26 protein-coding genes and 1 pseudogene are annotated in these 23,373 nt (G+C 67.5%); 19 read left to right on the top strand and 8 right to left on the bottom strand.

Annotated features, from left to right (window positions below):
* Positions 1-243 precede the first annotated feature (243 nt).
* Positions 244-504: a YebG family protein gene (locus GV001_RS05545; protein WP_160078646.1), complete on the bottom strand. Its 261-nt coding sequence runs from the start codon at positions 502-504 to the stop codon at positions 244-246.
* A 237-nt stretch (positions 505-741) separates the two neighbouring features.
* Here GV001_RS05545 and GV001_RS05550 point away from each other — a divergent pair, with 237 nt between their 5' ends.
* Positions 742-1,179, top strand: coding sequence for a phosphate-starvation-inducible protein PsiE (locus GV001_RS05550; RefSeq protein WP_218573300.1), 438 nt, complete (start codon positions 742-744; stop codon positions 1,177-1,179).
* A 16-nt stretch (positions 1,180-1,195) separates the two neighbouring features.
* Here GV001_RS05550 and GV001_RS05555 read toward each other — a convergent pair.
* From GV001_RS05555 to GV001_RS05565, 3 genes and pseudogenes are all read right to left on the bottom strand, one after another.
* Positions 1,196-1,447 (bottom strand): annotated as a pseudogene (locus GV001_RS05555) (hypothetical protein); the annotation flags it as partial.
* A gap of 18 nt (positions 1,448-1,465) precedes the next feature.
* Positions 1,466-1,834, bottom strand: a complete 369-nt coding sequence (locus GV001_RS05560; protein WP_160078649.1) for a hypothetical protein — start codon at positions 1,832-1,834, stop codon at positions 1,466-1,468.
* 7 nt (positions 1,835-1,841) lie between these two features.
* The gene (locus GV001_RS05565) at positions 1,842-2,219 is read right to left on the bottom strand and encodes a hypothetical protein (protein WP_160078650.1); all 378 of its coding nucleotides are present in this window, start codon (positions 2,217-2,219) and stop codon (positions 1,842-1,844) included.
* Positions 2,220-2,370: 151 nt separating this feature from the next.
* On the opposite strand from GV001_RS05565, the gene GV001_RS05570 reads away from it, so the two are divergent.
* Both GV001_RS05570 and GV001_RS05575 read left to right on the top strand, forming a co-directional pair.
* Positions 2,371-2,766, top strand: a complete 396-nt coding sequence (locus GV001_RS05570) for a PA2779 family protein (RefSeq protein ID WP_160078651.1) — start codon at positions 2,371-2,373, stop codon at positions 2,764-2,766.
* On the top strand, positions 2,754-3,719 hold the full coding sequence (locus tag GV001_RS05575) for a PA2778 family cysteine peptidase (RefSeq protein ID WP_160078652.1): 966 nt from the start codon (positions 2,754-2,756) through the stop codon (positions 3,717-3,719). The genes GV001_RS05570 and GV001_RS05575 overlap by 13 nt, the downstream gene beginning before the upstream one ends.
* A gap of 36 nt (positions 3,720-3,755) precedes the next feature.
* Here GV001_RS05575 and GV001_RS05580 read toward each other — a convergent pair whose 3' ends face one another.
* Positions 3,756-4,586 (bottom strand): SDR family oxidoreductase, encoded by an 831-nt coding sequence (locus GV001_RS05580; RefSeq protein ID WP_160078653.1) that lies wholly within the window; start codon positions 4,584-4,586, stop codon positions 3,756-3,758.
* A gap of 142 nt (positions 4,587-4,728) precedes the next feature.
* A complete protein-coding gene (gene yaaA, locus GV001_RS05585; RefSeq protein WP_160078654.1) occupies positions 4,729-5,508 on the bottom strand; it encodes a peroxide stress protein YaaA in 780 nt (259 codons plus the stop codon).
* Positions 5,509-5,697: 189 nt separating this feature from the next.
* On the opposite strand from yaaA, the gene GV001_RS05590 reads away from it, so the two are divergent.
* The 6 genes from GV001_RS05590 to moaE all read left to right on the top strand — a co-directional run bounded on the left by GV001_RS05590 (position 5,698) and on the right by moaE (position 11,063).
* A complete protein-coding gene (locus GV001_RS05590) occupies positions 5,698-6,858 on the top strand; it encodes a YfaP family protein (RefSeq protein ID WP_160083194.1) in 1,161 nt (386 codons plus the stop codon).
* A 64-nt stretch (positions 6,859-6,922) separates the two neighbouring features.
* Positions 6,923-8,050 (top strand): polysaccharide deacetylase family protein, encoded by a 1,128-nt coding sequence (locus GV001_RS05595; protein ID WP_160078655.1) that lies wholly within the window; start codon positions 6,923-6,925, stop codon positions 8,048-8,050.
* A gap of 347 nt (positions 8,051-8,397) precedes the next feature.
* Positions 8,398-9,789, top strand: coding sequence for a PhoH family protein (locus GV001_RS05600; RefSeq protein ID WP_160078656.1), 1,392 nt, complete (start codon positions 8,398-8,400; stop codon positions 9,787-9,789).
* Between the two features lie 95 nt (positions 9,790-9,884).
* Positions 9,885-10,361, top strand: coding sequence for a cyclic pyranopterin monophosphate synthase MoaC (gene moaC, locus GV001_RS05605; protein WP_160078657.1), 477 nt, complete (start codon positions 9,885-9,887; stop codon positions 10,359-10,361).
* Positions 10,358-10,603: a MoaD/ThiS family protein gene (locus tag GV001_RS05610; RefSeq protein WP_160078658.1), complete on the top strand. Its 246-nt coding sequence runs from the start codon at positions 10,358-10,360 to the stop codon at positions 10,601-10,603. The genes moaC and GV001_RS05610 overlap by 4 nt, the downstream gene beginning before the upstream one ends.
* A 4-nt stretch (positions 10,604-10,607) precedes the next feature.
* The gene (gene moaE / locus GV001_RS05615; RefSeq protein ID WP_160078659.1) at positions 10,608-11,063 is read left to right on the top strand and encodes a molybdopterin synthase catalytic subunit MoaE; all 456 of its coding nucleotides are present in this window, start codon (positions 10,608-10,610) and stop codon (positions 11,061-11,063) included.
* A gap of 98 nt (positions 11,064-11,161) precedes the next feature.
* On the opposite strand, the gene GV001_RS05620 is transcribed toward moaE, so the two are convergent.
* Positions 11,162-11,635: a hypothetical protein gene (locus GV001_RS05620; RefSeq protein ID WP_160078660.1), complete on the bottom strand. Its 474-nt coding sequence runs from the start codon at positions 11,633-11,635 to the stop codon at positions 11,162-11,164.
* 368 nt (positions 11,636-12,003) lie between these two features.
* Here GV001_RS05620 and GV001_RS05625 point away from each other — a divergent pair, with 368 nt between their 5' ends.
* The 6 genes from GV001_RS05625 to GV001_RS05650 all read left to right on the top strand — a co-directional run bounded on the left by GV001_RS05625 (position 12,004) and on the right by GV001_RS05650 (position 17,690).
* The gene (locus tag GV001_RS05625) at positions 12,004-12,795 is read left to right on the top strand and encodes an ABC transporter substrate-binding protein (RefSeq protein WP_160078661.1); all 792 of its coding nucleotides are present in this window, start codon (positions 12,004-12,006) and stop codon (positions 12,793-12,795) included.
* A 92-nt stretch (positions 12,796-12,887) separates the two neighbouring features.
* On the top strand, positions 12,888-13,613 hold the full coding sequence (locus GV001_RS05630) for an ABC transporter permease (protein ID WP_160078662.1): 726 nt from the start codon (positions 12,888-12,890) through the stop codon (positions 13,611-13,613).
* The gene (locus GV001_RS05635) at positions 13,610-14,353 is read left to right on the top strand and encodes an ABC transporter permease (RefSeq protein WP_160078663.1); all 744 of its coding nucleotides are present in this window, start codon (positions 13,610-13,612) and stop codon (positions 14,351-14,353) included. Before GV001_RS05630 ends, GV001_RS05635 begins: the two co-directional genes overlap by 4 nt.
* A gap of 5 nt (positions 14,354-14,358) precedes the next feature.
* Positions 14,359-15,132 (top strand): ATP-binding cassette domain-containing protein, encoded by a 774-nt coding sequence (locus GV001_RS05640; protein WP_160083196.1) that lies wholly within the window; start codon positions 14,359-14,361, stop codon positions 15,130-15,132.
* Positions 15,133-15,176: 44 nt separating this feature from the next.
* Positions 15,177-16,625 carry a diaminopimelate decarboxylase gene (gene lysA / locus GV001_RS05645; protein WP_160078664.1) on the top strand — a complete coding sequence of 483 codons (1,449 nt, stop codon included), beginning with the start codon at positions 15,177-15,179 and terminating at the stop codon, positions 16,623-16,625.
* A gap of 84 nt (positions 16,626-16,709) precedes the next feature.
* Positions 16,710-17,690, top strand: a complete 981-nt coding sequence (locus GV001_RS05650; RefSeq protein WP_218582991.1) for a LysR family transcriptional regulator — start codon at positions 16,710-16,712, stop codon at positions 17,688-17,690.
* 24 nt (positions 17,691-17,714) lie between these two features.
* On the opposite strand, the gene GV001_RS05655 is transcribed toward GV001_RS05650, so the two are convergent.
* Positions 17,715-18,911 (bottom strand): CaiB/BaiF CoA-transferase family protein, encoded by a 1,197-nt coding sequence (locus GV001_RS05655; RefSeq protein WP_160078665.1) that lies wholly within the window; start codon positions 18,909-18,911, stop codon positions 17,715-17,717.
* Positions 18,912-19,066: 155 nt separating this feature from the next.
* Here GV001_RS05655 and GV001_RS05660 point away from each other — a divergent pair, with 155 nt between their 5' ends.
* From GV001_RS05660 to recJ, 4 genes are all read left to right on the top strand, one after another.
* Complete coding sequence (locus GV001_RS05660; protein ID WP_372238510.1) at positions 19,067-19,630, top strand: rhomboid family intramembrane serine protease; 564 nt, start codon at positions 19,067-19,069, stop codon at positions 19,628-19,630.
* 107 nt (positions 19,631-19,737) lie between these two features.
* Complete coding sequence (locus GV001_RS05665; RefSeq protein ID WP_160078666.1) at positions 19,738-20,895, top strand: diguanylate cyclase; 1,158 nt, start codon at positions 19,738-19,740, stop codon at positions 20,893-20,895.
* A gap of 85 nt (positions 20,896-20,980) precedes the next feature.
* Positions 20,981-21,520, top strand: coding sequence for a YaeQ family protein (locus GV001_RS05670; protein WP_160078667.1), 540 nt, complete (start codon positions 20,981-20,983; stop codon positions 21,518-21,520).
* 126 nt (positions 21,521-21,646) lie between these two features.
* Positions 21,647-23,362, top strand: coding sequence for a single-stranded-DNA-specific exonuclease RecJ (recJ, locus tag GV001_RS05675; protein ID WP_160078668.1), 1,716 nt, complete (start codon positions 21,647-21,649; stop codon positions 23,360-23,362).
* Positions 23,363-23,373: the final 11 nt, after the last annotated feature.

The raw sequence follows: 23,373 nt of genomic DNA on the forward strand, positions 1-23,373 counted from the left end.
AGGCACGCAGCAGCATCCCGCTCAGCGTTGAGCTGAAGACCGGGAAGAGAGCTGTGCGTTGGCTGGGTCATGGTTCGGCTATCGGTCGAGCTGAAGGGCTAGGCAAGACCTTGGTCTGCCATGGACAGCCCCGAGTATGGCGCTTTCCTGGTCGCGGCTTCAACCGCAGCTCGCCACTGCCACGCACAAGGGTGTGGCGGGGGCTGGCGCCGAGCAGCGGCGATTGGTGCCAGGCGCTCATGCTTACTCGGCGGCTTCGGCGCCCAGTTCGGCCAGGGCTTCGGGCTGGTTCTTGAAGGCCTTGGCGAAGGTGTCGCGGTTCTTCGCCATAAAGATGCCGAGCTCTTCCACCTGCTGCTCGCTGAGGCTGGGCACGGCCTTGTGCAGTGCCTCGGAGAGCGCTTCGGCCAGTTCCAGCATCTTGTCGTAACGATCGGCTTCGGCCTTATCCATGAACAAGCGCTCCGGGTCGCGGCTGCTGCGGTACACCACTTCGACGGCCATTCATCACCTCATTCCTGTATCGGTTCAAGTTTGCTGTATGTGCATACAGTATTGGAAAGTGGCGGCCCAGTGCAAGCCCGGCTTCTACTCCCATGGAAGCATTGCCCGTCGCCGCCTCGGGCGGCAGGCTGGCCTCCATTCTGCATAACCGTCATCTGTTGGGGCCAGCATGGCCTTTCCAAGCCAGTCAGGAGTGAACGCGTGAAACTGCAACAAGTCGATTCCTTGCGGGAGGGCATGCATGCCCTGGCGCAGTCCCTGGGCAATCTGCTGGTGGAGGCCTTCCACTACCTGGCGCTGTTCGGCATCGGCGCGATCACCGCCTGGGCCTCGGTGGTCGCCTTTCTCGGCATGCTGGAAAAGGGCCACATCACGGTCGACGACATCCTGCTGCTGTTCATCTACCTCGAACTGGGGGCCATGGTCGGCATCTACTTCAAGACCAACCACATGCCGGTGCGCTTTCTCATCTATGTGGCGATCACCGCACTGACGCGCCTGCTGATTTCCGATGTCTCGCACCACAATCGCCCGGACATGGGCGTGGTCTATGTCTCCGGCGCCATTCTGCTGCTCGGCCTGGCGATCCTGGTGGTGCGTTTCGCCTCGGCTCGCTTCCCTTCGGTGCAGGTGTCGTCACGCCGGGGGCGGGAGCCTGAGGCCGGGGAGAGCTGAATCCGAACGCGCGCCCTCAGTCTGCCAGGGGCAGGCGCCGCTCCACCTGCAGCGGGCCGAACAGCTGCTGCGCCTGGTAGCTGCAGTAGTGCAGTTTCTCCACGGCCAGAGGCAGCGGCGGCAACTCGGCCAGGGCGGTCGCCCGTTCGCGCCAGGCCGCGGCGGCGATGCGCTGGCGGTACAGGCCGAGGGTCAGGTGCGGGTGGTAGGGCGCCTGGCGGATTTCCGTGGCGCCGCCGGCCAGCTGGCGGCGCAGCAGGGGCAACTGCTGGCGCGGATCCGCGACCTACAGGAAAGCGGCGCTGGCGAAGCTGTCCAGGCCGCCGATCTGCAGGCTGAAGGCGCGCGGGCGCAGCTGCGCCAGGGCCTGGCTCTGGCGCTCCAGCTGGGGCGCGGTGAAATCGTCCGCGTGCTGGCGGCGTGGCGCGATGAAGCCGCAGACGAACAGGGTGATATGCGCCTGGCGCTGGTAGGCCGGGTGCAGCCAGTCGCCGAGCAACTCGCGCGCGACCTGCAGGCGCGCCAGCACGGCCGGGCACTCGACCGGGATCGACCAGACGGCATAGCGCTGGCGCCCGCGGTGCCACTGCGGGTAGTCGCGCAGTTCGCAGGGCAGCGTGTGCGCCGGGCCGGCCTGGGCTTGCGAGAGCAGCACCGGGCGCTCAGTCCGCGCGCCGGCCCAGGTGCAGGGCGAGCCCCAGGCTGATGGGGTAGGTCAGGTAATGCACGACGAAGATCAGCTGGCCCATGCGCCCGGGCTCGTCCTTCAGCCACATCAGCCCCCACAGGCCCAGGTACAGCACCCCGAGCACGCCGCCGTAGAGCAGCGCCAGGCCCCAGGCCTGGCCACGGTGGGGCAGGTGGCCTTCGAGGCGGGCGAACAGCCAGCGCAGGCCGAGGGCGACGGCGATGGCCACCAGCAGGGTGGCGGGATAGCCGCCGAGCTTGAGCAGGCCGCGCACCAGCAGGTTGAGGACGAACACCGCCGCGGCGGCGCCCAGGGCGTAGCGATAGAGGGCGAAGTGATGGAGCCTGAGCATGGCGTCGGTCGAGCCTGTGGTGGCGGCCGAAGCCTGTCTTCGGCGGGGCTGGCGCTAGTGTGCGCGGCAGCCGGCGAGCCGGCAATGCCGGCGGGGAACCCCGGCGGCGCTGGCGCGGTCAACCGCTAACCCCGCCAAGAGGAGTCTCGCCATGCTTACCCATGCCTTCGTGCGTCGCCTGGCCGCCGTGCTGGTGGCCCTGCAGTTCGCCCTGTTCGCCCAGCTGCCGCTGGCCCAGGCAGCCATGCTCGGCACGCCGCAAGTCCTGCAGGAACAACGCCAGCCGGTCGACCGGCAACAGTTGCTGAACATGCTCGATGACCAGCAAGTGCAGCTGAAACTGGAGGAACTGGGGGTCGATCGGCAGCAGGTGGCAGAGCGCATCAACCGCCTGACGACAGCCGAGCTGGCCCAGTTCAACCAGCAACTGGCGCAGGAACCGGCCGGCGGCATCATCGGCGTCATCATCCTGCTGCTGGTGATCTTCATCATCACCGACATGCTCTGCGCCACGGATATCTTCAGCTTCGTCAAATGCGTGCGCTGAGGCCCGGCTACCTTGTCCTGGCGGGCCTGGCCCTGTTGCTCGCCGGCTGTGCCGGGCAGGTTCGCCTGCCGCCGCAGAGCGAGCGCCTGCCCGAGCGGGTGGAGCTGCACGAGGTGCCGTTCTTTGCCCAGGACGACTACCAGTGCGGCCCCGCGGCGCTGGCCACCCTGCTGGTGCAGCGCGGGGTGAACACCTCGCCCGAGGCCCTGCGGCCGCAGGTCTACCTGCCGGGGCGCAAGGGCAGCCTGAAGCTGGAACTGGTCGCCGCCGCGCGCCAGCACGGGCTGCTGGTCTATCCGCTGCAGCCGCAGCTGGATGCCCTGCTGGCTCAGGTGGCGGCGGGCAATCCGGTGCTGGTGATGCAGAACCTGGGCTTCGACTGGTACCCGCAGTGGCACTTCGCCGTACTGGTCGGCTATGACCGGTCGCGTGGCGAACTGATCCTGCGCTCGGCGACGGTCAGGCGCTGGGTCACCGACTTCACCAGTTTCGACAGGACCTGGGCGCGCGCCGAGCGCTGGGCGGTGGTCACCCTGCCGGCAGACCGGCTGCCGCCGGAGGCCCGCCTGCCGGCCTGGCTGCAGGCGGCCAGCGACCTGGAGGAAACCGGCCAGCGCGCCCTCGCCGAGCGGGCCTACCGCACGGCGGCGGCGCACTGGCCGAGCGAGCCGTTGCCGGCCTTCGCCCTGGGTAATGCGCGCTACGCCGCCGGCGATCGGGACGGCGCCGAGATGGCGCTGCGCGAGAGCCTGCGTCGCCAGGGGGATTTTGCCGTGGGCTGGTTCAACCTGAGCGAGCTGCTCAACGAGCGCGGTTGCCCGCAGCAGGCCAGCGCCGCACGGGCCTGCGTGCGGCGCCTGGCGCCGGACGATCCGCGTTTCGCGGTGCCGCTGGAACCGCGAAGCGCGGGCAGCGGTCGCTGCGCCAGCCCGCCGAGCTGCCCGCAGCGCTGAGTCGAGCGGTCGTGCGGGCCTGGCGCAGGCCGCTCGCTACAGCGCGACGTCGAGGCCGAAGCGTTTCTTCAGGCTGGCCTCCAGCCAGCGCCGCGGCAGCCAGCGCGCCAGCAGTGGCAGGCTGAGGCAGCCATGGCCGAGGCGCAGCAGGGCGGGGCGCCGGGGGCGTTGCACGGCGGCCAGCAGGTCGGCGGCGAACCGGCTGGCCGGGGTTGGCTTGTCCTGGGAGGCATTGGCGCGGGCGCGGATGCCGTCGCGCAGCGGCCACCAGGGCGATCGCTCGCTGAGCAGCTGTTCGGCGACCTGGCTGGCGTTGCTGCCGAAGCTGGAGGCGATGGCGCCCGGCTGCACTTCCATGACCCCGATGGCGAACGGCGCCAGCTCCATGCGCAGGGCGCTGGACAGCGCATGCACGGCGGCCTTGGAGGCGCAGTAGGTGCCGGCGAACGGGGTCACCAGTACGCTGGAGATGCTGCCGATATTCACCACCAGGCCACGGCTGGCGCGCAGCAGCGGGAAGCAGGCACGGGTCAGCTCGACCAGGCTGAACACGTTGGTCTCGAACTGCTGGCGCATGCCCTCGGCACCGCCATCGAGCAGCGGGCCCATGGCGCCGTAGCCGGCATTGTTGATCAGCACGTCGAGGCGCCCGGCTTCCTGCTGCAGGCGGGCGACGGCCTGCTGCACGGCCTGGGCGTCGTTGACGTCCAGTGGCACGGCGACGAAGCCGGCGGCGCCGAGGGCGTCCAGGTCGGCGGCTTTGCGCGCGCAGGCCCAGACCCGGTAACCGGCACCCTTGAAGGTGTCGGCCAGGGCGCGGCCGATGCCGCTGGAACATCCGGTGATCAGTACGACGGGCTGGCTCATGCTGGCTCCTTGTTGTTATGGGGCGGGGACTGGCCCCTGCCCGCATCCTACACAAGGGCCTTGCCGCCTGTACTTGCCTTGCGGGCCAGAGTGACTGGCCTGGCGTGCCGGCGCGGGCACCCCTACAGCCTTGCTCCGGCGATTATTCCGGCGGCTGGTCGCGCAGGAATACCAGGCTGTCCGGCTTGGACTGCTCGGCGCTGTAGCGGTAGCCGGCGTAGGTGAAGTCCTTCAGGCCGGCCGGGTCGCGCAGGCGTTCCTTGATCACGTAGCGGGCCATCAGGCCGCGGGCCTTCTTGGCGTAGAAGCTGATGATCTTGTACTGGCCGTTCTTCAGGTCCTTGAACTCGGTGTCGATGATCCGCGCCTTCAGGGCCTTGCGCTTGACCGCGCCGAAGTACTCGTTGGAGGCCAGGTTGAGCAGTACGTCGTCGCCCTGTTCGGCCAGGGCGTCATTGAGCCAGCCACTGATGCGCTCGCCCCAGAAGTCGTAGAGGTTGTTGCCGCGGGCGTTGGCCAGCTTGGTGCCCATCTCCAGGCGGTACGGCTGCATCAGGTCGAGCGGGCGCAGCACGCCGTACAGGCCGGAGAGCATGCGCAGGTGGCTTTGCGCGAAGTCGAAGTCGGCCTCGCTGAAGTCCTCGGCATTGAGGCCGGTGTAGACGTCGCCCTTGAACGCCAGCAGCGCCTGCTTGGCGTTGGCCGGAGTGAAGTCCGGGTGCCAGCTGCCGTAGCGCGCCACGTTGAGGGCGGCGAGCTTGTCCGACAGGTGCATCAGCTCGCCGATCTGCTGCGGGCTCATCTGGCGCAGCTGGCCGATCAGCTCCTGGGCGTGGTCGAGGAACTGCGGCTGGGTGAAGCGCGCGGTGGCCGGCGGGGTGTCGTAGTCGAGGGTCTTTGCGGGGGAAATCACCAGCAGCATCGGGTTGTCTCCAGAAAACGTGGCGCGATTCTAACAGGCCGGCTGCGGGGTACGGCTCCAGTATCGGGGCGATCGGTCACAGACGCGGCGGCTGCCTGGCGGTTATAGTGCCCGCCGCGCGGTCGCCCGGCCGCGTCTTCCATTCATCGCTCTGACAAGGAGGTCGCAGTGAGTTATCTCCCTCGCGCCATCGCATCCCTGCTGTTCGCATCCACCGCTGCCCTGGCCCAGGCCGAGCAGCTGCCCATCGAAGTACTCAGCGCCGTGGTCAAGGATCAGCGCATTGCCGACGCCGAGGTGCTGCTGCAGAAGAACGGCGCGCAGAGCGTGGTCGGCAAGACCAATGCCCAGGGCCAGGTCAGCCTGACCAGCGCCTTTGCCGATGACGCCGCCAGCCTGCTGATCATCAAGAAGGCCGGCTACTCCAACCTGGTCGCCAAGTGCCCGTGCAAGGGCATGACCTACGCCATCAGCCCGGTGATGCAGAGCCTCGACGGCATGCGCGTGGTGCTCAGCTGGGGCCAGGCGCCCGCCGACCTCGATTCGCATGTCGCCTACCCGGGCAACCATGTGTTCTTCGGCGAGAAGCTGGGCGAGCAGGCCAACCTGGATGTCGACGACACCGACAGCTACGGCCCGGAAACCATCACCCTGCAGAAGAAGCGCTTCGGCGAAACCTACGTGTACGCCGTGCATGACTTCATCAACAGCACCAACCCCTCGGCCAATGCCCTGAGCGCCAGCCAGGCCAAGGTGTTCGTCTATGTCGGCCAGTCGCTGGTGCGCACCTACTACGTGCCGCAGGGCCAACGTGGCAACCTGTGGACGGTGTTCCGCATCACCGGCAACGGCGACTTCCAGGACATCAACCAGCTGCAGGGCATCAGCGGCGAAAGCGCCGCCATCGGCGGCATCCTCCAGCCGCTGCAGAACGAAGGCCAGAGCATCGCCAGCCTGACCGCCACGCAAGCCGCCCAGGGCGACGCCAAGGCGCTCAACCGCCAGGGCGAGACGGCCTACCATGCCGGCCAGCTGGATCAGGCCATCGACTTCTACCGCCAGGCCATCGAACTGGACGCCAACTACGGCCAGGCCTACGGCAACCTCGGCCTGGCCTACCAGAAGGCCGGGCGCACCGCCGAGGCGATCTGGGCCAACCGCAAGGCCATCGCCCTGGCCAGCGGCGCCAGCGCGGCCACCGTGCGTGCCGGCTCCTACTACAACATCGCGCGCATCTACGAGGCGGCCGAGCAGTTCGACGACGCCCTGCGCCACTACCACCTGGCCAAGGAACAGAAGGCCAATCCGGTGTACGACAAGGCCATCCTGCGGGTGCAGGATCGCAGTTGATCCATCGCCGATCCGGACAACGCGCTCCCTCGGGGGCGCGTTTTTCATTCTAAGGAAGGAACTCATGCTGATCAGAACCCTTTTACTGGGGCTCGGCCTGCTGGCCGCCAGCGCCCAGGCCGCCGGCCCTGCGACTTTCGCCACCCTCGATCGCGGCACCTGGCCCGAAGCGCTGCACGGCCAGGCCGCCTTCGATAGCGCCTCGCGCGCGGAAATCCTCATGTTCGCCCAGGCCCTGCAGGCCAGCGAAGGGCTCGACGAAAGCGCCTGGAAAACCCGCCTGGGGCTGAAGTCGGCCAATCTGCAGTCGATTGCCCAGGTGCGCGAACGCTTCTGGCAGCGCCTGCTGGAGAACTACCGCTACGCCCGGCAGAGCTGCACGCCGGCCAGCGACTTCTGCCAGCCGGCGCAGGATGTCGCCGCGCTGCGCGAGCAGGCCCGGCAATGGGTGATCGCTCCCGACTCGCGCTACTTCGCCTGGGCCGAGGCCAGCCAGCGTTTCCACCTCGGCTACCTCAACGAGCAGATGCGCCTGGCCGCGCTGTTCCCGCGGATCAGCAGCGAGATCGCGCTGTTCTCCAGCCGGGAACGCAACGGTGACGAACTGGCCGACAGGCAGTTCCTCCTGACCTTCGACGACGGCCCCACGGCAGTCGGCGGCAACAGTGACAAGCTGGCCGCCTGGCTGCGCCAGCAGGGCCTCAACGGCACCTTCTATGTGCTCGGCAGCAACCTGCAGCAGCGCCTGCAGAAGACCTCGGCCGCGGCCCTCAACCAGCTGTATGCCGGCCAGTGCGTGGCCTCCCACGGCTGGGAACACAAGTCGCATGCCGGCTGGGCCGACTGGCAGGGCTCGGTGAGCCGCACCCGCGAGCTGCTGCAGCGTGAGTTGCCGGATCTTTACGTGCCGTTGTTCCGCCCGCCCTATGGCCAGCGCCAGGCCGACAGCCAGGCCTTCTTCGCCGGCCAGGGCCTGCAGGTGGCGCTGTGGCAGATCGACTCGCAGGACTGGAGCAGCAAGGTCGGCGCCGAAGCGGCCGGCCAGCGCGTGCTGACCCTGATGCTGCTGTGGCGCCATGGCGTCGTGCTGTTCCACGACATCCACAACAAGGCGGCCGGCGCCTTGCCCTGGCTGCTGCAGGCCAGCAACGGGGCCGGGGTGAACTGGCTGGATTGCCGCGACTATCGCTGAGTCGGGCGCTGCCTCGAGGGCGTGTTCGGGGTGTGTCGCGGGGGCTTGGCGAGCGGGGTGGAGCGGGCTCGCCGAGGGGCATGACTTCCGACTTTAACGGCGGCTTTCGGGTACGCCAAGGGTTATTCGTCGAGCCGATAAAAAAGTCTGTCCACGATGAAAAAGTTCTTTTTTCTGTCATCCCGAATGGAGTATTAACGAAGACAGACCGCCGAACCCTGCAGCACAGGTGGCGGCCATCGGCCATCACCTTTGCTCGCACGTTCCCGGCTTCGCCCGGGAGGTCGGCGGCCCTTCGTCGGAGCGCTTTGCCGGCTCCGCATGGCCCGCAGATAAGGTGACCGAGTATGGATGATCACGGACACAGCCGTTCCACCCAGCCCACCCTCTACGTCCTCGACACCAACGTCCTGATCCACGATCCCAACGCGCTGCTGAACTTCCAGGAACACCACGTCACCATCCCCATGACCGTGCTCGAGGAACTGGACAAGCTCAAGGCCGGCAAGCACTCGGTCGCCGCCGAATGCCGCCAGGCGATCCGCCTGATCGACCAGGTGCTGGGCGAGGCCAGCCCGGAGGAAGTGGAAAAAGGCGTACCCATCCAGCGTGGCAAGAGCGGGCCCTGCGGCAGCCTGTCGATCCTCATGAGCAAGCGCGCCGAGCCGCTGACCTGGCTGCCGGAAGACCTCAACGACAACAAGATCATCAACCAGCTGGTCGACCTGCGCAGCCGCAATCCGGGCGTGCGCGTGGTGCTGGTGACCAAAGACATCAACATGCGCCTGAAGGCGCGAGCCTGTGGCATCTCTTCGGAGGACTACCACACCGACCAGCTGGTCGACGACGTCAACCTGCTGTCGCGTGGCTACCACACCATGACGGGCTCGTTCTGGGACCGGGTGAACAAGGTCGAGACTCGCCAGGGCCACGGCCGCACCTGGCACCAGGTGCAGCTCACCGACAACCTGCCGGCCGTGCACATCAACGAGTTCATCATCGACGAGCAGGGTTTCGTCGGCTGGGTCAAGGGCATCGAGGGGCGCACCCTGACCATCCTCGACCTGCACCAGGAGCCGCTGCTGCACCAGGAAGCCTGGGGCCTCAAACCCCGCGACATCTACCAGTCGCTGGCACTGTTCGCCCTGCTCGATCCGGACATCCACCTGGTCAACCTGTCCGGTGCCGCCGGCTCGGGCAAGACCATCCTGGCCCTGGCCGCGGCCATCGAACAGACCATGGTCAGCAAGCGCTACCGGAGGATCATCGCCACCCGCAGCGTGCAGGGTCTGGACGAGGACATCGGCTTCCTGCCCGGCACCGAAGCCGAGAAGATGGAGCCCTGGCTGGGCGCCATCACCGACAACCTGGAAGCGCTGCACATGGACGACGAGAGCACCCACGGCAGCGTCGACTACATCCTGCAGAAGGTGCCGCTGCAGTTCAAATCGCTCAACTACATCCGCGGGCGCAGTTTCCAGCACAGCCTGATCCTGATCGACGAGTGCCAGAACCTCACGCCGCACCAGATGAAGACAATCATCACCCGCGCCGGCAGCGGCTCCAAGGTGATCTGCCTGGGCAACCTGGCGCAGATCGACACGCCTTACCTGTCCGCCACCAGTTCGGGCCTGACCTACCTCACCGAGCGCTTCAAGGACTTCGAGCACGGCGTGCACATCACCCTGCAGGGCGTGCCGCGTTCGCTGCTGGCCGAGTACGCGGAAACCCACATGTAAATCACGCGGTATTCCCCTCTCCCATTCGGGGGAGGGGAAGCGCGCTTCGGCTGGCGGCGGCGTTACAATGGCCGTATCTATTCCGGAGCAAGACCGTGCTGACCCATCTCGATTCCCAAGGCCGCGCCAACATGGTGGATGTCACCGACAAGGCCGCGACTTCCCGCGAGGCCGTGGCCGAAGCCCGCGTGCGCATGCTGCCCTCCACCCTGCAGATGATCGTGGCCGGCGGCCATCCGAAAGGCGACGTGTTCGCCGTGGCGCGCATCGCCGGCATCCAGGCGGCGAAGAAGACCTCCGACCTGATTCCCCTGTGCCATCCGCTGCTGCTGACCAGCGTCAAGGTCGAACTAGAGGCCTGCGGCGAGGACTGCGTGCGCATCCAGGCGCGCTGCAAGCTGGCCGGGCAGACCGGGGTGGAGATGGAGGCGCTGACCGCCGCCAGTGTCGCCGCGTTGACTATCTATGACATGTGCAAGGCGGTGGACCGCGGCATGGTCATCGAATCCATCCGCCTGCTGGAGAAGCTGGGCGGCAAGAGCGGCCACTTCGTGGCGGAGGAGCAGGCATGATCCGCGTGCAGTATTTCGCCCGTTACCGCGAGGTGCTGGGCATCGATGGCGAGCAGTTGCAGCCCGCCGCACTGAGCAGCCTCGAGCAGCTGCGCCAGCACCTGCTCAGCCGTGGCGGGGTATGGCAGGTGCTGGCCGAACAGAACCTGATGTGTGCGCGCAATCAGGAACTGTGCAGCCTGGACAGCGAGCTGGCCGATGGCGATGAAGTGGCGTTCTTCCCCACAGTAACCGGGGGCTAGTGTGATGAGCGTTCGCGTCGAATCTGCAGCCTTCGATCCCGGCGCCGAGCTGAACGCCCTGCACGCCGCCCAGCTGGGCATCGGTGCGGTGGTCGGCTTCGTCGGCTATGTGCGCGACTTCAATGACGGCCAGGACGTGCGCGGCATGTTCCTCGAACACTACCCGGGCATGACCGAGAAGGCCTTGGCCAAGATCGTCGAGGAAGCCGAGCAGCGCTGGCCGCTGTTGCGGGTGGCGCTCGTTCACCGCGTCGGCCAGCTGCCGCCGGGCGAGCCGATCGTCTTCGTCGGCACCGCCAGCGCCCACCGCCAGGCGGCCTTCGACGCCTGCAACTTCATCATGGACTACCTCAAGACCCGCGCGCCGTTCTGGAAGAAGGAAGACACCGCGGAAGGCCCGCGCTGGGTGGAAGGGCGCTGCAGCGACCAGGCTGCGGCCGGGCGCTGGGCCAAGTCCTGAGAGGCAGTCACTGGCCCTTTTACGGGCTCATATCGGCGCTGCAGGCCTCCGTAGGGTGCGCCGTGCGCACCGGATAGCCCGTGCCGAGCCCTGCGGCATCAGGCCTGGGCGGCTTCTTCCGCGGCCAGGCGCTGGATGTAGCGGGCGAAGCCCTCGTCCTCGCCGCGCAGCAGTTCCGGCAGGCGCTGGCGGAAGTCTTCGCGGCGGCTCCATTCGCGCATGTAGTCCTCCCAGGAGTGCCAGCGGCGCAGCTTCTTCTTGTCCATGTTGTCTTCGTAGACCAGCAGGTAGGCGCGTTCGAACAGCGAGATGAGCATGTCGAAGATCACCCACATGCGTTCGCGCTGCTCGTCGCTGAGGTCGCAGGTGGCGCGCTGGCTGCGCAGGCGCAGGTCGGGGTTGTTCAGCACCACTTCGAGGAAGTCGATGTAGGCATCGGAGATCTGCTGCCAGGTGGCTTCCTCCTCGTTCTCGCGCTCCTTGCGCTGCTCGAAAATGAACACCGCGATGGCGAAGGGCAGGGCCACTACGGTGACGATGTAGGACAGCAGTTCCCAGGTTTCGGTAGGCATGGCGGACTCGCGGGGCTGTGTTGCGCGGGGAGGCGGCGGGGGATCGGTTATGCGCGGGCTCCTGTCTGCTGCGCCCGGGCAATGGTGCGCAGCGAGTGTGCCGCAAGTTGGCGCGGGCGGGAAGGCGCGGGCATCGCGGCGCTCAGGCCGAAGACGGCGAACCGCTGTGCCGTCAGGGGCCGCGTGTTTTGCAGGTTCATGCATAGCCGTGGAGTATGCATAACATAATAAATATGCATTTGATAAATGCCTGGGGCGGGCGGATTCTTGGGGCGCGGCGGTGACCGGGTGGTCATCCAGTGCGATGTGAAGTGGCTTGCGGCTGACGGCCAGTTTCACAGCGAACCCCGATTCCAGAGGAAAACAAGATGAATAAGACTCTCCGCTCCCTGCTGTTCTGTGCCAGCCTCGGTGCCCTGCCGTTCGCTGCCGCCCAGGCCGCCGAAGGGCCGACCCTGCGTATCGCCACCGAAGGCGCCTACCCACCCTTCAACTTCTTCACCGCCGATGGCCAGCTGGGCGGTTTCGACATCGAGATCGGCCGTGCCCTGTGTGCCCAGATGAAGGCCGACTGCGAGTTCGTCGCCCAGGACTGGGATGGCATCATCCCGGCGCTGCTGGCCGACAAGTACGACCTGATCATCGCCTCCATGTTCATCACCGAGGAGCGCAAGCAGAAGGTCGCCTTCACCAACCCCTACCAGAAGTCGGCCATGAGCTTCGTGGTGCCCAAGGATTCCGACCTCAAGGACTTCTCGCCCAAGGGCCTGGCCGGCAAGACCATCGGTGCACAGGGTTCCACCACCCAGGGCGACTACCTCTCGGCCATGTTCCCGGACTCCGACGTGCGCCTGTACCCGACCCAGGACGCGGTCAATCTGGACCTGGTCTCCGGCCGCCTGGACGCCCAGGTCGGCGACATGATTCCGATGCTGGAGTGGACGGGCAAGAGCGAGGACGGCGCCTGCTGCAGGCTGGCCGGCGCGCCCATCAGCGAGGCCAAGTACGTGGGCGAGGGTGTCGGCATCGCCCTGCGCAAGGAAGATGCCGCCCTGCGCGACCAGCTCAACCAGGCGCTGGCGGCGATCATCGCCGACGGCACCTACAAGACCATCAACGACAAGTACTTCTCGGTCAACCTGCTGACCCTGCAGAAGTGATCCACGGTCACCCACCGGCGAGCCCTAGCGGGTTCGCCGGTGGGCGGCTGGGCTCGCATTTTTCTTACTTCTGATCGAGAAGAGGCTGTTCTATGGAGTGGCTCTCCTACCTGAGTTTCACCGGCGGCGGCTGGGGCGACGAGTTGCTGCGCGGCCTGGGGGTGACCCTGGCGCTGGCGGCGGCCAGCCTGCCGGTCGGCCTGGCCCTGGGGCTGGCCGTGGCGGCACTCGGCCTGTGCCGGCGGACGCTGTGGCGCGGCCTGTCGGTCGGCTTCAGCACCACCATCCGCGGTCTGCCGGAATTGCTGACCCTGTTCATCATCTACCACGGCGTGGGCCTTGGGATTAACAGCCTGCTCAAGTGGTTCAGTCCGGGGGCGGCGCCCGTCGAGCTGAGTCCCTTCCTGGCCGGGGTGATCGCCCTGGGCCTGGTGTTCGCCGGCTACTCCAGCGAGGTCTGGCGCGGCGCCTGGCAGGCGCTGGATCGCGGCCAGCTGGAGGCCGCCCAGGCCATCGGCGTGCGCCGGCTGACCATCTTCCGCCTGATCGAGCTGCCGCAGCTGTTGCGCCTGGCGCTGCCGGGGCTGGGCAACCTGTGGGTCAGCCTGATCAAGGACACCGCGCTGGTGTCGGTGATCGCGCTGAACGACCTGATGCGCATGGCCAACGTGGCGGTGGGGGTGACCAAGAAACCCTTCCTGTTCTTCGCCGTGGTGTGCCTGGTCTACTGGGCCATCTGCCTGCTCTGCGAGTGGGGCCTGGCCCGCCTGGAGCAGCGCGCCAACCGGGGCTTCGAACGCGAGGGGCGCGCAGCATGATCGACATACTCGAACGTTTTTCCGGGCAGCTGCTGTCCGGCGCCGGGCTGACCCTGCAGATCACCCTGATCGCGTCCGTGCTGGCGTGCTGCCTGTCGCTGCCGCTGGCGTTGCTGCGGCGCAGCCCGAGCGTGGTCTGGCGCTGGCCGGTGCGCCTGTACGTGTCGTTCTTCCGCGGTACGCCGCTGCTGGCCCAGCTGTTCCTGGTCTATTACGGCTCCGGGCAGTTCCGCGTGCCGCTGACCGAGGCGGGGTTGTGGTGGTTCTTCCGCGACCCGTACTACTGCGCCTTGCTGACCTTCGTGCTCAATTCCACCGCCTACCAGGTGGAAATCCTGCGCGGCGGGCTGCGTGCGGTACCCAGCGGGCAGATCGAGGCAGGCATCGCTCTGGGTCTGCGCAAGTTTGAGCTGTACCGCCGGATCATCCTGCCCAACGCCTACCGCATCGCGTTCCCGGCGCTGGGCAACGAGCTGATCCTGCTGCTCAAGGGCAGCGCGGTGGTCAGCGTGATCACCGTGCTGGACGTGATGGGCCAGACCCGCCGCGCCTTCTCGCAGACCTTCGACCTGTCCGTGTACTTCTGGGCCGCCGTGCTCTACCTGCTGATGACCACGATTTTCGTGCTGCTCTGGCGGCGCCTGGAGCGCTGCCTGACCCGTCATCTGCACTGCCGCAGCGCCCAGCCGGGCAAGCGTCGCGGCCTGTTCAACCGCCTTTCCACAGGAGTGGCCCCATGACCACCATGCACCATCCGCAGGCCGCCCTGGAGGTGGAGAACCTGCACAAGTCCTACGACGGCACCGAGGTGCTCAAGGGCGTGTCGCTGACCGCCCACAAGCACGAGGTGATCAGCATCATCGGCTCCAGCGGCTCGGGCAAGAGCACCTTCCTGCGCTGCATGAACCTGCTGGAGTTCCCCGACAGCGGCACCCTGCGGGTGCACGGCGAGGAACTGGAGCTGGCCGCCGACTCGCGCGGCAACCGCTCCAAGCGCTTCCAGCGGCAGATCGAGCGGGTGCGCACGCGTCTGGGCATGGTGTTCCAGTCGTTCAACCTGTGGCCGCACATGAGCGTGCTGGAGAACGTGATGATGGGCCCCTGCATCGTCCTCGGCCGCCCGCGCGAGGAGGTGGAGGCCAAGGCGCGCAGCCTGCTGGCGCGGGTCGGCATGCTGGAGAAGTGCCACGTCTACCCCGAGTGCCTGTCCGGCGGGCAGAAGCAGCGCGTGGCCATCGCCCGCGCCCTGGCCATGGACCCGGAGGTGATGCTGTTCGACGAGCCCACCTCGGCGCTCGACCCCGAGCTGGTCGGCGAGGTGCTCAAGGTGATCCGCGAGCTGGGCGAGGAGGGCCGCACCATGATCATGGTCACCCACGAGATGCGCTTCGCCCGCGAGGTGTCCTCGCGCGTGGTCTACCTGCACCAGGGCCGCATCGAGGAGCAGGGCACGCCCGAGCAGCTGTTCGGCGACCCGCAGTCGGCCAATCTGCGGCGCCTGCTGGCCACCCAGCACTGATTTCCCTTTTTCCTACTGCCAATTTTTACTGAAAGAGTACCGACATGACTTCAGTCGTCTCCCTGCACCCGTGGAAACGCGCCGCGCACCTGACCAGCGCCGACAACCAGCTGCTGATCGATGGCGTCAGCGCCGTCGAACTGGTCGAGCGCTATGGCTCGCCGCTCTACGTCTATTCCGAGGCGCGCCTGCGCCAGAATGCCCGCGACATCCTCGACAACTTCCGCCGCGAGCACGCCAATACCCGCGTCTGCTTCGCCAGCAAGGCCTGCGCGAACCTGGCCGTGCTCAAGGTGTTCAAGGACTGCGGCCTGGCCCTGGAGGTCAACTCCGGCGGCGAGTTCCACAAGGCCTGCGTGGCCGGTTTCGCCCCGGGCGAGATGGTGTTCAACGGCGTGGCCAAGCAGGTGCAGGAGCTGCGCGAGGTGATCGAGGCGGGCATCGGCTCGATCAACGTCGACTCGCTGTCCGAACTCGACCGCATCATCACTGTGGCCGCCGAGCTGGGCCGTCAGGCCCGCGTGGCCCTGCGCATCATCCCGGAGATTCGTGGCGGCGCCGCTGCCGGCTGGCAGACCGGCACCTCCAGCTCCAAGTTCGGCATGACCGCCGACGAGCAGGCCGAGGCCATCGAGCGCATTCTCGCCCAGCCGCAGGCGGTGAAGATGGTCGGCGTGCATGCCCATATCGGCACCCAGATCACCGACATCGCGGTGTACCAGGCCGAGGCGGCCTTCCTCATCGACTACGTGCGCGAGGTGAGCGAGCGCCTGCCCTATGCCCTGGAGCATGTGAACCTGGGCGGCGGCTTCGCCAAGAACTACAGCAGCGCCGAGGAAAACTTCGCCACGGTGGCGCCGCACTACCGCGACAACTACCGCACCGACATCGACTTCGCCCGCCTGGCCGAGCAGCTGATCCGCCCGATCAGCCAGGCGCTGGGGCAGGGCATCGAGATCATCGTCGAGCCGGGGCGCAGCATGGTCAGCGACACCGCCATCCTGCTGACCCGCATCGAGGCGCACAAGGCGCGCCAGACCCCGGTGTTCTACCTGGATGCCGGCTACAGCGTGCTGTTCGACCTGTACAACGGCTGGTACTTCCACATGCTCAACGCCTCGCGCAGCGATGACCGCGACACGGCGCTGTTCCGCATGGCCGGCCCGCTGTGCGACAGCAGCGACACCTACTACGACATCGAGGGCGAGGGCGCGGTGGCCGAGCTGATCGCCGAGCAGCCGGCTCTGGCCCAGCATCGCGCGGTGCTGGAGCAGGTGTTGGTGCACCAGCCCAACCTGCGCGAGCTGCCGGCGGCCACGGCCCAGGGCGATGTGATCGCGCTGCTGGATGTCGGCGCCTACGCGCTGGAAATGATGAGCCAGTACTGCGGCCGCCAGGCCGCGGCCGCCGCGCTGGTCGATCTGCGCCAGGGCAGCCGGCTGATCCGTCGCCGTGGCGAATATGCCGACCTGCTGGCCCACGATGTCGACTGAGCGCAACGGCGTGTCGCCTCAGGGGCAGCCTTGTGCTGCCCCTCGGGAGGATGACAGTGCTAAGGTCTGCCAGGAGCCGCCACCATGACGGCCTGCCTGGGAGAACTGTCGATCATGCTGTCGCCCCGCGAGCGCCTGTTGCGCAATCTGGACTGGAACCTGCTGTACACCTTCCTGGTGATAGTCGAGGAAAGCAGCATCACCGGCGCGGCGCGCAAGCTGTCGCTCAGCCAGCCCAGCGTCAGCAATGCCCTCAAACGTCTGGAAGAACACCTGGGCATGCGCCTGATCCAGCGCAAGAAGGGCCTGTTCTCCCTGACCGAGCAGGGCTTGCGGGTCTACGAATACATTTCCTCGGCCGGCAGCATCATCGGCAAGATGGCCGAGCAGTATGCCGGCGAGGCCGGCGCGGTGCTCGGCGAGCTGTCTATCCAGATCGCCAGCCATGTCAGCTGCCAGCCCTTCGACGACAGCCTGGCGGAGTTTCACCGCCTCTATCCCAATGTGCTGATCAGCCTCAGCTGCCAGCCCAGCGCCGATATAGTCGACGCGGTGGCTAGGGGTGACCTGCACATCGGCATCAGCAACAAGAAAACCGCCCAGACCGGCCTGCACTTCGACCTGCTCGGCTACGAGCAGATGGCCTTCTACTGTGGCCCACGCCACCCGCTGTTCGGCCGCCCGGACCTGACCGCCGCGGACCTGCGCGGCCTGGCCTATGTCTCCTTCGAGAGCGACCAGCCCGGCGAAGGCCTCAGTGCGGTCAACTCGGTGCGCACCGCACAGCAGTTCTGGGGGCGCCTGGTGGCGGTGTCGCCCAACGAGGAAGAGGTGCGCCGCCTGATCCTCGCCGGCCTCGGCTTCGGCGCCCTGACCGTGGAGGGGGCCAAGCCCTTCGTGGCGCAGAAGCTGCTGTTCCAGCTGCCGCCTTACGACGAACTGCCGGTCAACGAGGTCTACCTGGTCACCCCGGAAAACCAGCTGCTGAGCGACGTGGAGCAGCTGTTTATCGGCCTGCTGCGCGAGGCCAGCGTGGCGGCGGTCCGCGAGCGCTATTTCAAATAGCCGGGCGGCTCCTGCCGCCCTGACTCAGATGGCCTTGTCGCGGCGCAGTTGGGCGATCTGCCCGGCGCTATAGCCGAGGCGGCCCAGCACCTGCTCGTTGTGCTCGCCCAGCGCCGGGCCGGTCCACTCCACGCCGCCCGGCGTGTCGGAGAGCTTGGGCACTATGCCGGGCATCTTGAACGGCTTGCCGTCCGGCAGCTTGGCCGAGAGGAACATCTCGCGGGCGAGGAATTGCGGGTCCCTGAACATGTCCTCGGCGGAGTAGATGCGGCTGGCCGGCACTTCGGCGCGCACCAGGGTGGCTTCCACTTCGCTCAGAGGCAGGCTGGCTGCCCAGCGGTCGATCACCCCGTACAGCTCGTCGCGCCGCGCATCGCGGCCGGCGTTGTCGGCGAGCGTTGGGTCGTCGGCTAGGTCATCGCGGTCGATGGCGCGCATAAAGCGCTGGAAGATCGCATCGCCGTTGGCGCCGATCTGGATATGTTTGCCGTCGCCACAGGTATGGATGGAGGAGGGCGTGATGCCGGGCATGATGTTGCCGGTACGTTCGCGGATGAAGCCGAACACGTCGAACTCCGGCACCATCGACTCCATCATGGCGAAGATCGCCTCGTACAGCGCCACGTCCACCACCTGGCCGGTGCCGCCGTTGACCTCGCGATGGCGCAGCGCCATCAAGGCGCCGATCACCCCCCACAGCGCGGCGATCGAGTCGCCGATGCTGATGCCGGTGCGTACCGGCGGACGGTCCTCGAAGCCGGTGATGTAGCGCAGCCCGCCCATCGACTCGCCCACCGCGCCAAAGCCCGGCTGGTCCTGCATCGGCCCGCTCTGGCCAAAGCCGGACAGGCGCACCATCACCAGCTTGGGGTTCAGTGCATGCAGCACGTCCCAGCCGAGGCCGAGCTTTTCCAGCACGCCGGGGCGGAAGTTCTCGATCAGGATGTCGGCTTCGCCCAGCAGCTTCTTCAGCACCTCGCGGCCGGCCTCATGCTTGAGGTTGAGGGTGATCGACTGCTTGTTGCGTGCCTGCACGAACCACCACAGCGAGGTGCCCTCGTACAGCTTGCGCCACTTGCGCAGCGGATCGCCGCCATCCGGCGACTCGACCTTGACCACCTCGGCGCCGAACTCGGCGCAGATGCGCGAGGCGAAGGGGCCGGCGATCAGGGTGCCGAGTTCGACCACTTTCAGGCCGGCGAGGGGTTTGCTGGGGATCATGGCGGCTCCGGGGCAGAAGGGCAGCACATAAGCCTATGCCATTGCGGGCTGGCTGGGGAGCGCGGGGCGGATGACGAGGCTGTTGTGCGCCGGCATTGTGCGCTTAAATCGCCGGCGCACGCACAGATAGCCCGGTCCATGGAGCACAACGGAACGTGAAAGCCTGGATAGTCCCGCGCCTGCAGGTGCTGCTCGGCATCGCCGCCCTGATGCTGGCGCTGCAGCTGGTCAACAGCCTCAGCGGCAATGCCCTGAATGCCTGGGGCGTGCTGCCGCGCGATCCGGCCAGCCTGCTCGGCATCCTCGCCGCGCCCTGGCTGCATGCCGGCTGGCTGCACCTGCTGAACAACCTGCCGGGGCTGCTGGTGCTGGGCTGGCTGGTCAGCCTGGGCTCGTTGCGCCGCTTGTTCGCCGCCAGCGCCTTCATCATCCTCGGCAGCGGCCTGCTGGTCTGGCTGTTCGCCCGCCCGGGCCTGCATCTGGGCGCCAGCGGCTGGCTGTTCGGCCTGTGGGGCCTGCTGCTGGCCCAGGCCTGGTTCCAGCGCAGCCTGGGCAATCTGCTGGTCGCCGTGCTGGTGCTGTTCTACTACGGCGGCTGGTGGTTCGGCCTGTTGCCGAGCCAGGGCGTGTCTTTCGAGTACCACCTGTTCGGCGCGCTGTGCGGAGTGCTGTTCGCCGCGCTGCAGCAGCACCTGGTCAGCCGTGGCGAGGAAGCCTAGGCGGCGGAGCAGCGGTCGTGCTGACCGAGTGTTCAGGTCTTTTGCTACAGTGCTGGCTAAGTAGCACTACCGCCGAGTCCGGCGCTCAGGGAGCAGAGCCTTTCCCCATGTTGCAGTTGCACATTCCCACCCTGCTGCTGGCCAATGCCAGCGTGGTCATTCTCTGCGGCCTGCTGATGCTGTTCAGCTGGTGGCGCGGCCGCCATGAACGCACCCTGCTGTGGGGCGGTGGCATGTTGCTGCTGGCCGCGGTCGGGCTGGTGCTGAACTCGCTGCGCGGGATGGGGCTGGACTGGCTGTCGATTATCCTCGGCAACATGGTTCTGCAGTTCTGCGTGGCGATGAACTGGGCGGCGGTGCGCGCCTTCTGCGGTCGTGCCACGGCCTGGCCCTGGATGTTCCTGGGCTCCCTGCTGTGGCTGCTGCTGTGCCTGTGGCCGGCGTTCTATGGCGAAATCCGCTGGCGGCTGCTCGCCTATACCCTGTTGATGACCCTGTACATGCTGGCGTCCATGACTGAGCTGTGGCGCAGCCGCCATGTGCTGGGCGTGTCCAGCCTGCCCGCATTGCTGCTGATGGGCGCCCACAGCCTGTTTTACCTGATACGCATGCTGGTCGATCCCGCGCCATCAAGTGCTGCGGGTGCCGCGCCCAGCCCGCTCTTCGCCATGCTGTTGGTCGAGAGCATGCTGTATGCGGTGGGCATTGCTTTCCTCTTGCTGTCCATGGTCAAGGAACGGGCCGAGCAGCAGTACCGGGCGGCTGCCTATTCCGACCCGCTGACCGGCATCGGCAACCGCCGCGCCTTTCTCAGCGCCGGCGAGCGCCTGCTGCGCCTGTGCGCCGAGCAGCACCAGCCGGTGGCCCTGCTGCTGTGCGACCTCGACCACTTCAAGGCGATCAACGATCGCTACGGCCATTCGGCAGGCGACCTCGTGCTGCAGCAGTTCAGCGCCGGGGTGGCGCTGCAGTTGCGCAAGAGCGATGTGTTCGGCCGCATCGGCGGCGAGGAGTTCGCCTGCCTGCTGGTGGGCACCCAGGCCGATGCCCTGGCCCTGGCCGAGCGCATCCGCCTCGCGTTCGCCGCCGCGGCACCGGCCCAGCGCCCGCAGAGCGTGAGCATCGGCGTGGCGAGCAGCCTGCAGGCCGGGTATGACCTGACGCGCCTGCTGTCACTGGCCGACCAGGCGCTGTACCAGGCCAAGGGCGGCGGGCGCAACCGGGTGCAGGCCTACGCCGAGGCGGGCCAGGCGCTGCCCAGCTGAACGGCCCGGCGACCGGAAGCCGCCCCATGCCGGTGCTATTCGCGCTAGACTTGCGCCCCTTCCCGAACAGCCAAGAAGCCCGCCCATGGCCCTGCAAGCCACGCCCTACAAAGTCGACCTGAACCTCACCGATATCGACCGCAACGTCTACGAGAACCTGCGTTTCACCGTGGCCAAGCACCCCTCGGAAACCGAGGAACGCCTGTGCGTGCGGCTGATCGCCTACGCCCTGTGGTACCACGAGCAGCTGGCCTTCGGTCGTGGCCTGTCGGACGTCGACGAGCCGGCACTGTGGGAAAAGAGCCTGGACGACCGGGTGCTGCACTGGATCGAGGTCGGCCAGCCGGATGCCGAGCGCATCACCTGGTGCTCGCGGCGCACCGAGAAGTTCAGCCTGGTGGCCTACGGCAACCTGCGCGTGTGGCAGACCAAGGTGCTCGACAGCGTGCGCAACCTGAAGAACATCAACGTGGTCGGCGTGGACCAGGAGGCCCTGGAAAACCTGGCCCGCGACCTGCCGCGCTCGGTGAGCTGGAGCGTGATGATCAGCGACGGCCTGCTGTACGTCACCGACGAGCGCGGCCAGCACGAGATTCCCCTGGAGTGGCTGGTCGGCGAACGCTGAGTTCAACCTCTGGCGTTTGATCGTTCCCACGCTCCGCGTGGGAATGCAGTGCGGACGCGAAGCGTCCCAGGAGAGGTTCCCACGCAGAGCGTAGGAACCATCATTAAGACACTAGGCTCGTCCCCCATGCGCATCGACCCCCGCCCGCTTCCCGCCAACCTGCCCGACCTCGGTGACCTGCCGCCGCTGCTGACCCGCCTGTATGCGGCGCGCGGCGTGCAGTCCGCTGCCGAGCTGGACAAGGGCCTGGCGCGGCTGATCCCGTACCAGCGGCTGAAGGGCATCGACGCCGCGGTCGAGCTGCTGGTGCAGGCCCTGCAGCAGCGCCAGCGCATCCTGATCGTCGGCGACTTCGATGCCGACGGCGCCACCGCCAGCTCGGTCGGCGTGCTCGGCCTGCGCATGCTCGGCGCGGCGCATGTCGACTACCTGGTGCCGAACCGCTTCGAATACGGCTACGGCCTGACCCCGGAAATCGTCGCCGTGGCCCTGCAGCGCCGGCCCGACCTGTTGCTGACCGTGGACAACGGCATCTCCAGCGTCGACGGCGTGGCCGCGGCCAAGGCCGCCGGGCTGACCGTGCTGGTCACCGACCACCACCTGCCGGGCCCGGAACTGCCGGCGGCCGATGCCATAGTCAACCCCAACCAACCGGGTTGCGAGTTCCCCAGCAAGGCGCTGGCCGGGGTCGGCGTGATGTTCTACGTGCTGCTGGCCCTGCGCGCGAAGCTGCGCGAAATCGGCTGGTTCGCCAGCAGCGGCCTGGCCGAACCGAACCTGGGCGAACTGCTCGACCTGGTCGCCCTGGGCAGCGTGGCCGACGTGGTGCCGCTGGACGCCAACAATCGCATCCTGGTGCATCAGGGCCTGGCGCGCATCCGTGCCGGGCGCGCCCGCCCGGGCCTGCGTGCGGTGTTGGAAGTGGCGGGACGGCAGCACGGGCGGATCACCTCCACCGACCTCGGCTTTATCCTAGGCCCCAGGCTCAATGCGGCGGGGCGCCTGGACGACATGAGCCTGGGCATCGAATGCCTGCTGTGCGACGACGAGGGCCTGGCCCGCGACATGGCCCAGCAGCTCGACGAGCTGAACAAGGACCGCAAGGCCATCGAGCAGGGCATGCAGCGCGAGGCCCTGGCCCAGCTCAAGGACCTGCCGCTGGACAGCCTGCCGTTCGGCCTGTGCCTGTTCGAGCCGGACTGGCACCAGGGGGTGATCGGCATCCTCGCCTCGCGCCTCAAGGAGCGCTACCACCGCCCGGCCATCGCCTTCGCCGATGCCGGCGACGGCCTGCTCAAGGGCTCTGCGCGCTCCGTGCCGGGCCTGCACATCCGCGATGCGCTGGACGCGGTGGCGGCCAAGCATCCGGGGCTGATCAGCAAGTTCGGCGGGCACGCCATGGCCGCCGGCCTGTCGCTGCCCCAGGAAAACTACGGTGCGTTCGCCGCGGCCTTCGATGCCGAGGTGCGCCGCCAGCTGACGGAAGACGACCTCACCGGGCGCCTGCTTTCCGACGGCCAGCTCGGCGTCGAGGAATTCCACCTGGAACTGGCCAAGGCCCTGCGCCATGCCGGGCCCTGGGGCCAGCACTTCCCCGAGCCGCTGTTCCACGGCCTGTTCCAGATCGTCCAGCAGCGCCTGGTCGGCGACAAGCACCTCAAGCTGGTGCTGAAGACCGAATGCGGCGGCCAGACCCTGGATGGCATCGCCTTCAATATCGACCGCGAGGTCTGGCCCAACCCCAACGTGCGCTGGGTGGAGCTGGCCTACAAGCTGGACGTCAACGAATACCAGGGCCGCGAGAGCGTGCAGCTGATGGTGGCGCATATCGCGCCGCGCTGAGGCTCGGCTTG

The sequence above is a fragment of the Pseudomonas sp. 8AS genome (genome assembly GCF_902506505.1).
In the GTDB taxonomy this organism is placed as follows: Bacteria; Pseudomonadota; Gammaproteobacteria; order Pseudomonadales; family Pseudomonadaceae; genus Aquipseudomonas.

Coding starts and splice junctions, on each gene's coding strand:
- yaaA (WP_160078654.1), bottom strand. CDS start 5,508: ATGCTGCTGGTGATTTCCCCCGCAAAGACCCTCGACTACGACACCCCG.
- GV001_RS05600 (WP_160078656.1), top strand. CDS start 8,398: ATGGATGATCACGGACACAGCCGTTCCACCCAGCCCACCCTCTACGTC.
- lysA (WP_160078664.1), top strand. CDS start 15,177: ATGACTTCAGTCGTCTCCCTGCACCCGTGGAAACGCGCCGCGCACCTG.
- GV001_RS05630 (WP_160078662.1), top strand. CDS start 12,888: ATGGAGTGGCTCTCCTACCTGAGTTTCACCGGCGGCGGCTGGGGCGAC.
- GV001_RS05545 (WP_160078646.1), bottom strand. CDS start 504: ATGGCCGTCGAAGTGGTGTACCGCAGCAGCCGCGACCCGGAGCGCTTG.
- GV001_RS05595 (WP_160078655.1), top strand. CDS start 6,923: ATGCTGATCAGAACCCTTTTACTGGGGCTCGGCCTGCTGGCCGCCAGC.
- GV001_RS05570 (WP_160078651.1), top strand. CDS start 2,371: ATGCTTACCCATGCCTTCGTGCGTCGCCTGGCCGCCGTGCTGGTGGCC.
- GV001_RS05580 (WP_160078653.1), bottom strand. CDS start 4,586: ATGAGCCAGCCCGTCGTACTGATCACCGGATGTTCCAGCGGCATCGGC.
- GV001_RS05655 (WP_160078665.1), bottom strand. CDS start 18,911: ATGATCCCCAGCAAACCCCTCGCCGGCCTGAAAGTGGTCGAACTCGGC.
- moaE (WP_160078659.1), top strand. CDS start 10,608: ATGAGCGTTCGCGTCGAATCTGCAGCCTTCGATCCCGGCGCCGAGCTG.
- GV001_RS05650 (WP_218582991.1), top strand. CDS start 16,710: ATGACGGCCTGCCTGGGAGAACTGTCGATCATGCTGTCGCCCCGCGAG.
- recJ (WP_160078668.1), top strand. CDS start 21,647: ATGCGCATCGACCCCCGCCCGCTTCCCGCCAACCTGCCCGACCTCGGT.
- GV001_RS05550 (WP_218573300.1), top strand. CDS start 742: ATGCATGCCCTGGCGCAGTCCCTGGGCAATCTGCTGGTGGAGGCCTTC.
- GV001_RS05625 (WP_160078661.1), top strand. CDS start 12,004: ATGAATAAGACTCTCCGCTCCCTGCTGTTCTGTGCCAGCCTCGGTGCC.
- GV001_RS05575 (WP_160078652.1), top strand. CDS start 2,754: ATGCGTGCGCTGAGGCCCGGCTACCTTGTCCTGGCGGGCCTGGCCCTG.
- GV001_RS05610 (WP_160078658.1), top strand. CDS start 10,358: ATGATCCGCGTGCAGTATTTCGCCCGTTACCGCGAGGTGCTGGGCATC.
- GV001_RS05635 (WP_160078663.1), top strand. CDS start 13,610: ATGATCGACATACTCGAACGTTTTTCCGGGCAGCTGCTGTCCGGCGCC.
- GV001_RS05565 (WP_160078650.1), bottom strand. CDS start 2,219: ATGCTCAGGCTCCATCACTTCGCCCTCTATCGCTACGCCCTGGGCGCC.
- GV001_RS05640 (WP_160083196.1), top strand. CDS start 14,359: ATGCACCATCCGCAGGCCGCCCTGGAGGTGGAGAACCTGCACAAGTCC.
- GV001_RS05620 (WP_160078660.1), bottom strand. CDS start 11,635: ATGCCTACCGAAACCTGGGAACTGCTGTCCTACATCGTCACCGTAGTG.
- GV001_RS05670 (WP_160078667.1), top strand. CDS start 20,981: ATGGCCCTGCAAGCCACGCCCTACAAAGTCGACCTGAACCTCACCGAT.
- GV001_RS05665 (WP_160078666.1), top strand. CDS start 19,738: ATGTTGCAGTTGCACATTCCCACCCTGCTGCTGGCCAATGCCAGCGTG.